Here is a 14255-nt window from a genome sequence, read left to right as displayed (position 1 = left end):
GTCATGCGCTTCCCCCCGGCTCCCCGGCTCGCCACGGTCCTTGCCGTCCTCCTGCTGCTGCTCGGCACGCTCCAGCCGCTGGCCGCAGCCGAACGCATCCTGCGCTTCACCTCGACCATCGCCGCCAGCGCCGACGGCACGTTGCGCATCACCGAGGTCATCGAGGTCCAGGCCGAGGGGCGCGAGATTCGCCGGGGCATCTATCGCGACGTGCCGCTCCTGTTCGAGATGGAAGGCGGCCGCATCGCCCGGGCGGGCTTCGAGCTGGTCTCGGTGCAGCGCAACGGGGCCGACGAACCGCATCAGGTCACGTCCAGCGACAGCGGCGTGCGCATCCTGATCGGCCAGGAGGAGGTCTTCCTTCCCGCCGGGCGTCACACCTACCGCATCGTCTACGACACCACCCGCCAGATCCGCTTCTTCGGCGATGCGGACGAGATCTACTGGAACGCCACCGGCAACGAGTGGGCCTTCCCGATCGAGCAGGCCACGGCCCGCGTGGTGCTGCCGGAGGGGGCGAGCGCGCTGGACTGGACCGCCTACACCGGGCCCTATGGGGCCGACGGGGCGGATTACACCGCCTATGTCGAGGACGGCGGCAAGGCCCTCGTCTTCTCCGCCACCCGTCCGCTTGCGGCCGGGGAGGGGCTCACGGTGGCGGTCGGCCTCGACAAGGGCGTCATCGCGCCGCCTTCGGATGCGGACGAGCTGCTCTACTTTCTCGCCGACTACCGCAACGAGATCTTTGGCGGCACCGGTCTGGCGCTGGTGCTGGCCTTCTATGTCATCACCTGGTGGCGCGTGGGCCGCGATCCGGAACCGGGTGTCGTCTTCCCGCGCTTCGAGCCGCCGAAGGGCCTGTCGCCGGCGCTGGTGCATTACATCGAGCACCGCGGCTTTTCCGACGGGGGCTGGCGTGCGCTCACGGCGGCCTGCCTCAACCTTGCGGTGAAAGGCCGCCTGCGTCTGGACACGTCCGGCGACGCGCTGCGTCTGGAAGCCCTTCCCGGCGCTGCGTCCGCCCGCGACGATCTGGCCCGCAACGAGGCCGTGACGCTGAAATGGCTGACGGGCCGCGGCGGCGATGTCACGATCAGCAAGGCCAACGGCGCGGCCGTGCTGAAGCTCGGCGAGCTGTTCCGCGCCTCCGTCGAGCGCGACGGCCAAGATGCCTATTTCCGCGAGAACACGGGCTTCCTTGTCATCGGTGTGGTGCTCAGCGTGCTCACCGTCGCCTCGATCATCTTCTTCGGCCGGGTCGGCGATCTGGACATGATCCTGCTGGTGCCCGTCGCCATGGGCGCCTTCCTCGTCAGCGCCGTCTCGGTCACCCTCGGCAAGGCCTTGCGGCGCCGCGCCCGGCTGCGCACGCGCCTGTCGGCGGTCTTCCTGAGCTTCGCCGTCGGGGCGGCCGTCTACGTCGGCATCGGCCACGTCAGCCTGTCCATGCTCACCGACGCGCCGCTTTTGCCGCTGCTGGCGGCGCTGCTGCTGGCGGTCAATTTCCTGTTCTTCAAGCTGATGGGGGCGCCCACCGCGCTTGGCCGCCAGGTGCTCGACGAGATCGAGGGCCTGCGCCTCTATCTGGAGGTGGCCGAGGCCGAGCGCATGAACATGGAGGGGGCGCCGCTCATGAGCCCCGAGCACTTCGAGACGCTCCTGCCCTATGCGGTGGCGCTGGAGGTGGAGGAGCCCTGGTCCCACGCCTTCGAGGTCTGGCTGGCAACGGCGGCAGGGGCGGGCGCGGCGGCGGCCTATCAGCCGCACTGGACGAGCGGGATGCTGGATGCCGGCTCGGTGGCCCGCGATCTCGGTCACACGGTCGAGGCCATGTCCTCGTCCTTCACCAGCGCCCTGCCGGCACCGGAGACGTCGAGCTCGGGATCCTCGGGCGGAGGCTTTTCGGGTGGCGGCGGTGGCGGCGGGGGCGGCGGCGGCTGGTAGACGGTGCCCCGCTGGCGGTGATCTTGACCTGACCCCGTGCCGCCGGCCCCGATGATGCGGCGCGATGACCCGGCGTGGTGGACCTCAGGACAGGCTGGCCTGACGCGATGGCACGCCCGCGTCGCCGCTCGCGGCGCTGACGCCGAGCGCCTGCATCAGGCGGTTGACGTCCGAGGCGGGAACGGCGGCCGAGAACAGGAAGCCCTGGCCGAAGCGGCAGCCCTGCGTGTTCAGCGCCTCGATCTGGTCGCGCTGCTCGATGCCTTCGGCCACGGTCTCGATGCCGAGCCCCCGCGACAGGCCGAGAATGGCGCGGATGATGGCCGCGCTTTCCTCGTCGCTGGACATGCGGGCGACGAAGGACTGGTCGATCTTCAGCGTGTCGATGTGGAACTCGCGCAGGTAGCGCAGGCTGGAATGTCCCGTGCCGAAGTCGTCGAGCGCAATGCGGATGCCGGTGGAGGACAGCTGGTCGAGGATCTCCTTCGCCGTCTTCGGGTCACGCACCAGCGAGTTTTCGGTGATCTCCAGCTCCAGCCGGCGCGGGTCCATGCCGGTCTGGTTCAGGATCGTCAGCACCTTCAGCGGCAGCATGCGGTCCTGCAGCTGCACGGGCGAGATGTTGAACGACAGATACTGGTCCTTGGGCCAGGTCGCGGCCGCCTCGCAGGCACTGCGCAGCAGGTGGTCAGTCAGCTCCGGCATCAGTCCGCAGTCTTCCGCGATGGCGATGAACTGCGACGGCGGCACGGTGCCGAAATCCCGGTCGGTCCACCGGGCCAGCGCCTCGAAGCCGACCACGCGGCGCGACTTCAGGTCGAGCACCGGCTGGAAATGCGGTTCGATCGCCTTGCTGGAAATCGCCACCCGCAGGCGCTGCTCCAGCAGCGTGCGGTGCAGGATCGCCGCATCCATCGCCACCTCGAAGAAGCGGAAGGTTGCCCGGCCAGATGTCTTGGCGCGGTAGAGCGCCACGTCGGCCCGCCGCAGCAGCTCCACGATGGAGTAGCCGTTGTCCGGGAAGACGGCGATGCCGATGCCGGTGGAGACGCTCACCTGCCGCTCGCCGACGACGAAGGGCTCCTGAATGCGGTTGAGCAGCCGCCGGGCTATGCCCGTGGCTGCATCCTTGTTCTCCAGGACAGGCGTGACAATCGCGAACTCGTCGCCGCCGAGCCGGGCCACAAGGCCCTCGTCGCCGACGGTCTCGACAAGCCGGTCGGCGAATTCCCGCAAAAGCTCGTCGCCGAAACTGTGGCCGTAGACATCGTTGATGGGCTTGAACCCGTCCATGTCCATCATCATCACGGCCCGGTGCTGACCCGGATCCAGCAGATGCACCATGCTGGGAAAGGCCTGTTCCAGCCGCCGCCGGTTGGGCAGGCCGGTCAGCGCGTCATGCTGGGCGAGGGCGAGGGCGTCGGCGGCCGCGGCCTCCTGCCGCGAGGCTTCCGCCCGCAGCCGCCGCATGCGCCACAGCGCCAGCGAAATGCCGCCGGCAAGGAGGCCGGCCCCGAGGGCCAGAAGGGAATCCGTGATCCACAGCGCGGAGCCGGAGCGCAACCGCATGTCCGCGAGCTTCGGCAGCAGCCAGAAGAACGTCACCAGGGCGGTCAGGAGAACGACGGGTACGCAGCACAGAACAAGGGCACCCGCCAGGGACCTGTTCTTCACCACCACGAACCACCACAACGACTTCAAGCGCATGACACCGTACAAGCTGCGATCTGCGGCAAAGGTAGCCGGTTTTTCTTGCGAAAACGTGAAGTGCTCTATCCGCCATTCTGCTGATGGTTTAATCACGCTGCCTATTTTATTAACTGTGCACTGCAGCGTACCGCAGATTACTTGCCTCTGCCCCGGTGCCGTCCGGTCCGGTGCCGTACCGGGCTGCGGCAACGCAGGGGGTGACAACGGGGCTTCGACTTGGTAACGGACAACGCCGGTTTCTGGCGCCTGCGCCCCCCTGTGGCAGCGCGGCGCGTTTTCTCTAGCGAAGGCTTTGCACCACGATGCCCGATCTCCTGCTTGAGCTGTTCAGCGAGGAAATTCCCGCCCGCATGCAGCGGCGCGCAGGCGAGGACCTCAGGACCCTGCTGACCAACGCGCTGGTGGAGGCCGGTCTGACCTACGAGGGGGCCAAGTCCTTCTCCACCCCGCGCCGTCTGGCGCTGCACATTGCCGGTCTGCCGGCGGCGTCCAGCCCGACCCGGGAAGAGAAGAAGGGCCCGCGCGTCGGCTCGCCCGACCAGGCGATCCAGGGCTTCCTGCGCGGCGCCGGCCTTGCCTCGCTGGAGGAGGCCACCATCCAGAGCGATCCGAAGAAGGGCGACTTCTACATCGCCGTCATCGAGAAGCCGGGCCGCCCGACGCCGGAGATCATCGCCGAGGTGATGCCCGGCATCATCCGCACCTTCCCCTGGCCGAAGTCCATGCGCTGGGGCTCGGGCTCGCTGCGCTGGGTGCGTCCGCTCAAGTCGATCATCGCCACCTTCGGTCCGGAAACGGAAGAGCCGGACATCATCGACTTCGAGGTCGATGGCATCCGCGCCGGCAACACCACCCGGGGCCACCGCTTCCACGGCAACGAGGACTTCACCGTCCGCCGCTTCGACGACTACATGCCGAAGCTGGAAAAGCACAAGGTCATCCTCGACGCCGACCGCCGCAAGGACGTCATCCTGCATGACGCCCGCAACCAGGCCATGGCGCTGGGGCTGGAGCTGGTCGAGGACGAGGGCCTGCTGGAAGAAGTCGCCGGCCTCGTCGAATGGCCGGTCGTGCTCACCGGCACCTTCGAGGAAGAGTTCCTGACCATCCCGGACGAGTGCATCCGCCTCACCATCCGCGCCAACCAGAAGTGCTTCGTCTTGCGCAATCCGGCCACCGGCCGCCTTGCCAACCGCTTCGTGCTGACCTCCAACCTGATCGCGGCCGATGGCGGCGCCACCATCATCGCCGGCAACGAGAAGGTCATCCGCGCCCGCCTGTCCGACGCCCGCTTCTTCTGGGAAACCGACTTGAAGACGAAGCTGGAGGACAACCTTGCCAAGCTCGACGGCATCGTTTTCCACGAGAAGCTCGGCTCGCAGGGCGAGCGCGTGAAGCGCCTTGAGGCTCTCGCGGCAGAGCTTGCGCCGGCCGTCGGCGCCGATGCCGGTCTTGCCCGCCGGGCCGCGCGTCTGGCCAAGGCCGATCTCGTCACCGGCATGGTCGGCGAGTTCCCCGAGCTGCAGGGCCTGATGGGCCGCTACTACGCCACCCACCAGGGCGAGCACGCCTCCGTCGCCACGGCCATCGAGGACCACTACCGCCCGCAAGGGCCGTCCGACCGGGTGCCGTCCGATCCGGTGGCGATTGCCGTCGCGCTCGCCGACAAGCTCGACCTGCTCGCCGGCTTCTGGGCCATCGACGAGAAGCCGACCGGCTCCAAGGACCCCTTCGCCCTGCGCCGCGCCGCCCTCGGCGTGATCCGCATCATTCTCGACAACGGCCTGCGCCTGAAGCTCGGCGCGCTGATCGAGGGCATCATTGCCGCGCGCGTCGGTGCGGGTGCAGCCGCTGCCCTGCGCGACGACCTCCTGTCCTTCTTCGCCGACCGTCTCAAGGTCCATCTGAAGGAAGAAGGCGCCCGGCATGACCTGATCGACGCCGTCTTCGGCCTTGGCGGCCAGGATGACCTGCTGATGGTCGTGCGCCGCGTCGAGGCGCTGGGCCGGTTCCTTGCCACCGAGGATGGGGTCAACCTCCTCGCCGGCTACAAGCGTGCGATGAACATCCTCAAGGCGGAAGAGAAGAAGGACGGCACCGCCGTCTCCGGCCGCCCGCAGGCGGATCACTTCCGCGAGCCGGCCGAGATCGCGCTCGCCAGCGCCATCGACACGGCCCGGGCCGGTGTGGCCGAGGCGCTGAAGGGGGAAAACTTCGAGGCTGCCATGGAGGCGCTTGCCGCCCTGCGCGGTCCGGTCGATGCCTTCTTTGCCGACATCCTCGTCAACGCCGACGACGCGGCCCTGCGCCTCAACCGCCTGCGCCTGCTCGCCGAGATCCGCGACACCGCCGGCCTCGTCGCCGACTTCTCCCGCGTCGCGGGCTGACACCGCCCTGAACCGCGCTCAGGCCTCTCCGCTCCCCTCACCCCCAGCTCCTCCCCACGAGGGGGAGGGGAGCGGAGAGGCTGCGCCATGGAAGCTGGAGTGTTCAAGAGGCAACAGATCTGAGCCGCCTCAGTTCCACGCCCCGGCATAGGTCTTGTAGAAGATGTGCAGGCCGATCTTGCCGCGCTTGGACATCTGTCCGGCCCAACGGGGCCGCACGTAGGTCGCGTGATAGTGGGTCGAGGAATCGACCATCTTGAGATACTGCTCGCCCGCCACCAGTTCGCGCGCCAGCCGCTGCGCCCGCGTCCAGGCTTCGCCCTCGCTCACCCGGTCGGGGATCGTGTCGCAGGCAAAGGAGAACTGGCAGCGGTTGCGCTTGTGCCGGTTCTGGTAGACCACCTCGCAGATCGTGTCCGGATAGGCCGGGTTCTTCACCCGGTTGAGCACCACCTGACCGACGGCCACCTGGCCTTCCTCGATCTCGCCGCGCGCCTCGAAATAGATCGCCTCCGCGAGGCAGCGCAGTTCCTTCGGCTCGTGCACCGAGGCCGGCAACGGCCGCTGCGCCCACCAGTGCGGGTTCTCCGGATCTTCCGGCGGCGGCATTTCCTCTTCGTATTGCGCGCCGAACAGGGCGTTGAACGGGTCGCGGGTGTCTTCCACCGTTTCCGGCGCATAGGCCGACACCAGCGAGAAGCTGGCGGCAGCCGCGTTGCGCGCCATCATGATCTTCTGCAGGTCCATCGGCTCGCCGTCCTGCCCGCGCGGCTTGCGGCCGGACTTGGCGGCGGCGGCGCTGGCGGCGGCAAGCTGTGTCGTTTCCGCCTTGGTCAGCGGCTCGGGCTTGACGAAGGCAACGCGCGGCAGCGACTGCGGCGAGCCGTTCGACAGCAGGCTGCTCAGCGCATAGACCGAGCCTGCGGCCTGGTCGAGCATGGCCCGGTCCGGTGCCATCGACAGGAAGCGGTCGCCCTTGCGCTCGCGGTTGATGCGGATCTCGTCCGGCACCTCGTCGGGCAGCGCGTCCTTCACCACCTCGTCAAGGCCGCGGATGGTCGTGCTCTGGATGCCCTGCACGGCCGTGGTCGTGCCCGGGTCGGTGCCGTGGGCGGGCAGGGGCGGCTGCGGCGTGCCGGCCTGGGCCAGCACCAGCGTCGGGGCAATCGCCATCGGCGGGGCGGAATTCTCGATCGAGGCCATCCACTTCGGCCGCGTGCCGCCCTGGGTGGCGATCAGCTGGCTGACGTCCTGCACCGCAATCGGCTGCGTCAGCGCGATCAGCGCCAGCGGGGTCAGCGCCAGGGCATGACGCAGGCGGTAGCGCCGGCGCGGCCGGAACGGCTTTCCGCAAAGATACACGGGGCCAAACATACGCGACGCCACTCCGCCAGGTCCCGGGCACACCGGGTCAGATCCGTTAAGGGGCTCTTTCCCCCATGACTGGACAAGACTGTGCCGTCTTAACCTTGAGGTTCCGTTAATGCGGCGGCGAGGCAAGCATTCCGCTGCGTGAGTTTTGCGATTTGCGAAAAACAGGGTTAAGCGGCCGCCGTCGCCGCAGCCGCATCTGTCACAAATCGGGAATGGCCATCCCCCTGCAGCGGGACAGTCTGCGCGGCCGCCGGAGAAACCGGCGGCATCCAGCGCCAGCCAGGGGCAGACAGGATCGTGGTGGGGGTGGTGGTCAGCGGCCGCCGACGCGCAGGCCCGGGGCAGGGCGTTCCTTCAGCACCTCGCGGCGGAAGCGGAACAGCGCCGCCGGCCGTCCGCCGGTCGCCGTCGAGGTCGCCCCGGTCGGCTCCACCATCTCGGCGTTTTCCACCAGCCGGCGGAAGTTCTGCTTGTGCAGGTGGCGGCCGAAGATCGCCTCCACCGTCTGCTGCAGCTCGGTCAGCGTGAAGGTGTCGGGCATCAGCTCGAACACCACCGGGCGGTACTTCAGCTTGCCGCGCAGCCGCGACAGGGCGGTGGCCAGCACCCGCCGGTGATCGAAGCGCATCGGCCGGCCGAACTTCGGCAGGTCCGGGCAGGAGAGCGCTTCCGGCCGCCGGTCGCGCACCGCTTCCTCCACCAGACCGGCCGAGTAGAGCAGTTCATAGCGGTCCAGCGCCCGTTCCTCGTCCCAGGCGCTCCCGTCCTCGCCGAAGGCAAGACGGATACGCTCCTCCCGCTTCAGTCCGCCGACAGGCTGCCGGTCGGGGGAGCGGGCGATGGCGGCGCGCAGGGCGGGCAGGAGGTCGCGGTCCAGCAGGGCAGGGCGTCCGGCGCGCCAGTCCTCCCAGGGAAAGAAGTCGTACCAGGAGCGCCAGGACGAGTGATGCCGCGCCAGCACGTCCTCGCTGTCGGCGCTCTGGCGGGTGAGGGCGAGATATCCGACCGAGACCACATGCGGGCTGGTGTCGCCGGCGGTCATGTGCCGGCCGCGGTCGCCGAAGGTGTAAAGCTGCTCGACATAGCCGATGCCGAGGGCCGTCTGCTCCTCCACCCAGGCGCGCAGGCCGATCTCGAAGGTGCGGTGATGCAGCGGATCGAAGGGACCGTAGGGCAGGCCTTCCGGCTCGTCGGCCCGGCGTCCCGCGACCGCGAGGACCTGCGGCACTCCCGCCGTCACCGACACGATGACCGCGTTGAGGCCGATCTCGATGCTGGCAAGCCCCGCGCTCATCTCCGGTCTCTCTCTCCGATGCTCAGCCCACCGGCATTTCAAACGGCGTGCCCTCGAAGGCATCCGCCCCGCGGCCGATGGCGCGCACGCCGTCGATCATGCGGCCGTCCCGGCCGAGGATCTTGTCGGCGAAGGCGACCAGGCGCGCATTCGGGGTGGCCGAGGGGGCCCGGCGGCGCAGTTCGGAGGCCAGCGCGACCTCGTCCGCATCCGGGTTGAGCGTACAGGCGGCGATGAAGGCACCGGCCGTCGAGCGGCTGATGCCGGCCCAGCAGTGAATGACCAGCGGGCCGCTGCGGTCCCAGCTGCGGATGAAGCGGATCAGGTCCGCCACATGCGCCTCGCCGGGCGGCACGAGGCCCTCCACCGGCGTCACGATGTCGTTGAAGCCGAGGAACAGGTGCCGCTCGGGGAGGATGCGCGGGGGCCGGGGCACGGCCGTGTCGGCGTTGATCAGGCTGACCATGTGGGTCGCCCCGGTCCGCTCGACCGTCTCGTTCAGCCGCGACAGGGAACACACATGCAACATGGTCACGCTTTCCATTCTGGCCCCCTCACCGGCGGCCGGCTGCTCAGCCCCCCGGCCGCGCGGCGCCAAGCCTAGCTGCTTCGTCCGGCGCGGTCATCGCCCGCCGGCGCGTTTTTTGTTGGCAGTCGCCGCCGAAACCAGAGCTTCGATGGCCTCGAACCGCGCCGTGAACGCTGCCTGGGCCTCTGCCGCCGGCTGCGGTCTCAGCCCCAGGCGCGGCGCCTCGGCCGGGCCGCTGCCGAAGCCCTTCGGCCGGCCGAAGATCCGCGCGGCCTCCTCGTCGTCGAATCCGGCCAGTTCCACCGCCTCGAAATAGGCGCAGACGATATCCGCCTTTTTCGCCAGTTTCTTGACAGCGTCCGGAACTTTCGCCGGCAGCCCGAACCGCAGGTGGATCGCCTCCTGAAGCCGTCCCTCGACCAGCTTGTAGTCGCCCCCCATCACCGCCTTGAACGGGGAGATCATGTCGCCGATGACATATTCGGGCGCATCATGCAGCAGCACCGCCAGCCGCCACTGCGGCGCCAGATCCGGCTTCATCGCCAGCGCGATGTCCTCCACGACCAGCGAATGCTGCGCGACGGAAAAGGCATGGTCGCCGTGCGTCTGCCCGTTCCACCGCGCCACGCGGGCGAGCCCGTGCGCGATGTCGGAGAGTTCCACGTCCAGCGGCGAGGGATCCAGCAGGTCGAGCCGTCGCCCGGACAACATGCGCTGCCAGGCGCGCTTGGGAAGGTCGGGGCGATCGGCAGCCATGCTCGGGCTCTCGGATAGGGGCCTTGTTCGGTCCTGCGCCGGTCAGGCCTCCGCCGCGCCGCCATCGGGCCAGCCGAAACGGGCAAAGGCCGGCAGATGCAGGCGGATCGGCAGGCCGCCGCAGGTGATCTGGCCGCCGTTGTCGAGGGCAGCCTTCACCTTGTCAAGGCGCACGAGGGCGAGCCCCTGATTGGCTGTGGAGGAGCCGAGCGTGCCCAGCTGCTGCTCTCCGGCCAGCACCGGCGTGCCTGCTTCCGGCAGCGCGGCGTCGGCCGCGACCTGGATGATCCGCCTGCGCGCGGTCGACCGGTGCTCCATCCGCGCCACGATCTCCTGCCCGACATAGCAGCCCTTGCGGAAGGACACGCCGGCGAGCTGGTCCATGTCGACGTCATGCGGAAAGGCGTCGCCGAGGGCAAAGTCGGCACCCGACTGCGGCACGCCGTGCCGGATGCGGTGCGCCTGCCAGTCCGCCTCGGTCGCAGCCCCGGCGCCGCAGGCAGCCGGCACGCCGGCCACCGCCTCGGCCGCACCGAAAAGACGCAGGCCGAGCGCCGGCAGACGCGGATCCCGCGCCGCCATCACCCCGCCTGCCGTCACGTTCTCCGGCGTGCTGCCGTCGTCGTGCCAGATCACGCCCACCGCCATCCGGTCGGACAGGTCCGCAATCTCCACCTTCGCCCGCAGCCGGTAGAAGGTGAGCCGCTTGGCCAGCGCGGCCGCGCTCTCCCGGTCCACGTCCAGCAGGAAGCCGTCCTGCGTGCGCAGCGCGAGGAAGTCGAACAGGATCTTGCCCTGCGGGCTCAAGAGGGCGGCAAAGCCCATGCTGCCCGGGGCAAGCGGCTCCAGGTCGCTGGTCACCAGGTTGTTGAGGAAATGCAGGCTCTCCGGCCCGCTCAGGCTCAGGACGCCGCGGCTGGCAAGCAGGGCATGGCGCGCGTCGGACATGTCGGTTCTCCGGGAAACCACGTAAACGGTCGGTCCTCCGGAGATAACCCTCGTCGCGCCGCCCGGCAAGGCCTTCGCCCGGTCCCGGTGGGGGCCGGGGACGGACTGCAGCGCAAGGGGGGGCGCATGATTTCCTGCGCGAAACCAGTGGACCGCCTGTCATGTGCATCTTATGTAACCGCCACCCGCGCCCGAGGCATCCTGCCGGCGCGCTCGAACAGGGAGTTGTGACGATGGCGAAGCCGCATGATCTGATCCTGACCGGTGGCACGGTTGTGAACCAGGATGGCACGGTCCAGCGCGACGTCGCCGTCACGAACGGGCGCATCTCGCTGATCGGCGATCTGCGGTCCGAGGTCGCGGCCGAGCGCATCGATTGCGCAGGGCTCACCATCCTGCCGGGCGTCATCGACACCCAGGTGCATTTCCGCGAGCCCGGCCTCACCCACAAGGAAGACCTTGAGACCGGCTCGCGTGCGGCGGTCCTTGGCGGTGTGACCGGCGTCTTCGAGATGCCGAACACCGATCCCAACACCACCACCGCCGAGACCCTCGCGGCCAAGGTCGCCGCCGGCCATCACCGCATGCACTGCGATTTCGCCTTCTTCGTCGGCGGTACGGCGGAGAACATCGAGGAGATCCCGGTGCTCGAGAAGCTGCCGGGTGCGGCCGGCATCAAGGTCTTCATCGGCTCCTCCACCGGCAACCTGCTGGTCGAGGACGACGAAAACCTCTGCAAGATCCTGAAGAAGATCACGCGCCGCGCCTCGTTCCACTGCGAGGACGAGATGCGCCTGCGCGCCCGCATGGGCGAGCGCGTGCCCGGCGATCCGCGCTCGCATCCCGTCTGGCGCGACGAGACCGCCGCGCTTCTGGCCACCCAGCGTCTGGTGACGCTGGCCCGTCGTCTCGGCAAGCGCGTGCATGTGCTGCACCTGTCGACCGGCGAGGAAATGGAGTATCTCGCCGACCACAAGGATGTTGCGAGCGTGGAAGTGACGCCGCATCACCTGACGCTGTTTGCGCCCGACTGCTACGAGCGTCTGGGCACCTATGCCCAGATGAATCCGCCGGTGCGCGATCTGGCGCATCAGCAAAAGCTGTGGTGGGGCGTCAGCCAGGGCATTGCCGACATTCTCGGCTCCGACCACGCGCCGCACACGCGCGAGGAGAAGGATCACACCTATCCCGGTTCCCATTCCGGCATGACCGGCGTGCAGACGCTTGTGCCGACCATGCTCGATCATGTCAACGCCGGCCGCCTGACGCTGGAGCGCTTCGTCGACATGTCCAGCGCCGGTCCTGCCCGCCTGTTCAACATCGCCCGCAAGGGCCGCATCGCGGTCGGTTACGATGCCGACTTCACCATCGTCGACATGAAGCGCCGCGAGACCATCCGCAACGAGTGGATCGCCTCGCGCGTCGGCTGGACGCCCTATGACGGGGTCACCGTCACCGGCTGGCCGGTCGGCACCTTCGTGCGCGGCCGCAAGGTGATGTGGCAGGGGGAGCTGACCACGCCGTCCATCGGCGAGGTCATCACCTTCCAGGACGCCCTGCCCAGGGGCTGAACCTCCCGTCGTGTCCCGGTCCGGCCCGTGGTGCGGGCCACCGGTGCCGGGGACCTCACCCGGTGCCGGCCAGCCCGTGCCGCCGCTGGCCCGGTCTGGTGCGCCGGCAAACGTGATTTTGCAGGGACTGTGACGCATGCCACAGTCCCTCGTCAGTTAAGCGGATATGAACAGGACCGATCGATTTCTCATGCTTCGGTAACCCTGTTCCCTAACGGTAATTATACGTGGCTCGTTTAGGGTCCGGTCCGGGCTTGCAAGTGTAGTTCGTAACGCGAGGCTCGTTGTCATGAGTAAGGGTGGCAGTCAGGGGCGCGCGCCGATGCGCGCCGGGAGGGGCCCGGGTCAGGCCCGCGTGATCGCCGGATGCGATGGCGAGGCGGTCGGTCGGGCCCGCGCGATGATGGCCTCGGCCCTGCCGCTGGCCCTTGCCGGTCTCGTCAGCCTGATGGCCATCACCGCCGCCGGCGCGTCCGACCGCCATCCGTCGCGGAGCGGGGATCGCCCGGCAGCCGCCACGCTCGAGCCGGTGGCCGGTGTCTCCGCTAGGCCGGGCAAGGCCGCTCCCGGAGGCGCGTCAGGGATCACGTCCGGGGCAGAGGCTGGTGCCGGCGATCCGCTGCACATCGTCGTCTCCCTGCAGGCCCAGTCGATGACCGTCTACCGCGGCCTTGAGCCCGTGGCCCAGTCGCCGATTTCCTCCGGCAAGCCCGGTCACGGCACGCCCACCGGCGTCTATTCGATCCTCGAGAAGCGCCGCAAGCACTTCTCCAACATCTACGACAACGCGCCGATGCCCTACATGCAGCGTCTCACCTGGTCGGGCATCGCGCTCCACCAGGGCAAGCTGCCGGGCTATCCGGCCTCGCACGGCTGCGTCCGCATGCCGATGGAGTTCGCCCAGTCGCTGTTCGGCATGACCGAGCGCGGCGCCCATGTCGTCATCACCGACGCGCCGGTCGAGCCGGTGGCGATCCGCCATGCCGCGCTGCCGCGCCCCTATGAACCGGGCACGGCGGTGGCGAGCCTTGACCTGCCCCAGGTCGCCAGCGATGTCGGCCTGCGCGGCTCCATCGTCACCGGCTCGCTGGAACCGGCGCGCGCGCCGGTGGCGGCGGCGATGGACGACCGGCCGCTGCGCATGATCATCACGCCCCGCGCCGCCGGCAACGAGGTGCAGCGCGCCCAGGCGCTGCTCAACCGCATGGGCTTCGAGGCGGGCTTCGAGGACGGCGTGATGGGACGGCGCACCCGCGACGCCATCCGGCGCTTCCAGGAAGGTGCGGGATTGCCGGCGACCGGCAACCTGAGCCCCTCGCTCCTCAAGGCGCTCTACCGCGACGCCGGCGAGGACGAGAGCCTGACGGCCGTCCTGCGCATCCGCCGCAACTTCAAGGACATCTACGAGGCGCCGGTGGCGCTGAAGGATCCGCACCTGCCGCTCGGCACCATGATCTTCACCGCGCTCGGCTTCGAGCCGGGGGCAAGCGAGCTGAACTGGGTGGCGGTCAACGCGGAGGCCCGCCCGGGCCTCACGCCGGATGCGGTGCTTGACCGCATTTCCCTGCCGCCGTCCGTCGCCCGTGACGTCGGGGCGATCCTGACGCCGGGCTCCTCGCTCATCGTCACCGACCGCAGCTTTGCCCGCAACACCGGCCTGGGCACCGACTTCGTGGTGACGACGCGCTGAGCGCCCGTTGCCATTGTAGGCGCCATTGTAGGCACATCTTCTGCGGTCGAAG

Annotated in this window: 10 protein-coding genes; 4 read left to right on the top strand and 6 right to left on the bottom strand. The window is 69.0% G+C overall.

Features of this window, described 5'->3' with window-relative positions; translation table 11 throughout:
• Window positions 1-3: 3 nt before the first annotated feature.
• The gene (locus GWI72_RS11520) at window positions 4-1944 is read left to right on the top strand and encodes a DUF2207 domain-containing protein (RefSeq protein ID WP_161708722.1); all 1941 of its coding nucleotides are present in this window, start codon (window positions 4-6) and stop codon (window positions 1942-1944) included.
• Between the two features lie 84 nt (window positions 1945-2028).
• Here GWI72_RS11520 and GWI72_RS11515 read toward each other — a convergent pair whose 3' ends face one another.
• Complete coding sequence (locus GWI72_RS11515; protein WP_208995831.1) at window positions 2029-3645, bottom strand: putative bifunctional diguanylate cyclase/phosphodiesterase; 1617 nt, start codon at window positions 3643-3645, stop codon at window positions 2029-2031.
• A gap of 311 nt (window positions 3646-3956) precedes the next feature.
• Here GWI72_RS11515 and glyS point away from each other — a divergent pair, with 311 nt between their 5' ends.
• On the top strand, window positions 3957-6041 hold the full coding sequence (gene glyS, locus GWI72_RS11510) for a glycine--tRNA ligase subunit beta (RefSeq protein ID WP_161708721.1): 2085 nt from the start codon (window positions 3957-3959) through the stop codon (window positions 6039-6041).
• Between the two features lie 129 nt (window positions 6042-6170).
• On the opposite strand, the gene GWI72_RS11505 is transcribed toward glyS, so the two are convergent.
• The 5 genes from GWI72_RS11505 to ygfZ all read right to left on the bottom strand — a co-directional run bounded on the left by GWI72_RS11505 (window position 6171) and on the right by ygfZ (window position 10942).
• A complete protein-coding gene (locus GWI72_RS11505; protein ID WP_161708720.1) occupies window positions 6171-7415 on the bottom strand; it encodes a cell wall hydrolase in 1245 nt (414 codons plus the stop codon).
• A 313-nt stretch (window positions 7416-7728) separates the two neighbouring features.
• Window positions 7729-8709 carry an NUDIX hydrolase gene (locus tag GWI72_RS11500; protein WP_161676358.1) on the bottom strand — a complete coding sequence of 327 codons (981 nt, stop codon included), beginning with the start codon at window positions 8707-8709 and terminating at the stop codon, window positions 7729-7731.
• Between the two features lie 22 nt (window positions 8710-8731).
• Window positions 8732-9238: a tyrosine phosphatase family protein gene (locus tag GWI72_RS11495; protein ID WP_179956171.1), complete on the bottom strand. Its 507-nt coding sequence runs from the start codon at window positions 9236-9238 to the stop codon at window positions 8732-8734.
• A 93-nt stretch (window positions 9239-9331) separates the two neighbouring features.
• Window positions 9332-9994, bottom strand: coding sequence for an HD domain-containing protein (locus tag GWI72_RS11490; RefSeq protein ID WP_161676357.1), 663 nt, complete (start codon window positions 9992-9994; stop codon window positions 9332-9334).
• Window positions 9995-10036: 42 nt separating this feature from the next.
• Window positions 10037-10942 carry a CAF17-like 4Fe-4S cluster assembly/insertion protein YgfZ gene (ygfZ, locus tag GWI72_RS11485; RefSeq protein WP_161708719.1) on the bottom strand — a complete coding sequence of 302 codons (906 nt, stop codon included), beginning with the start codon at window positions 10940-10942 and terminating at the stop codon, window positions 10037-10039.
• Window positions 10943-11175: 233 nt separating this feature from the next.
• Between ygfZ and GWI72_RS11480 the strand changes: the two genes are divergently transcribed.
• Window positions 11176-12513, top strand: coding sequence for a dihydroorotase (locus GWI72_RS11480; protein ID WP_161708718.1), 1338 nt, complete (start codon window positions 11176-11178; stop codon window positions 12511-12513).
• A 322-nt stretch (window positions 12514-12835) separates the two neighbouring features.
• Window positions 12836-14203, top strand: coding sequence for a L,D-transpeptidase (locus GWI72_RS11475; RefSeq protein WP_209000094.1), 1368 nt, complete (start codon window positions 12836-12838; stop codon window positions 14201-14203).
• Window positions 14204-14255: the final 52 nt, after the last annotated feature.

The sequence above is a fragment of the Pannonibacter sp. XCT-53 genome, from assembly GCF_009915765.1.
Lineage (GTDB): Bacteria > Pseudomonadota > Alphaproteobacteria > Rhizobiales > Stappiaceae > Pannonibacter > Pannonibacter tanglangensis.
The sequence above is the reverse complement of the archived record's forward strand: the minus strand, read 5'-3'. Positions and strand labels throughout refer to the sequence as shown.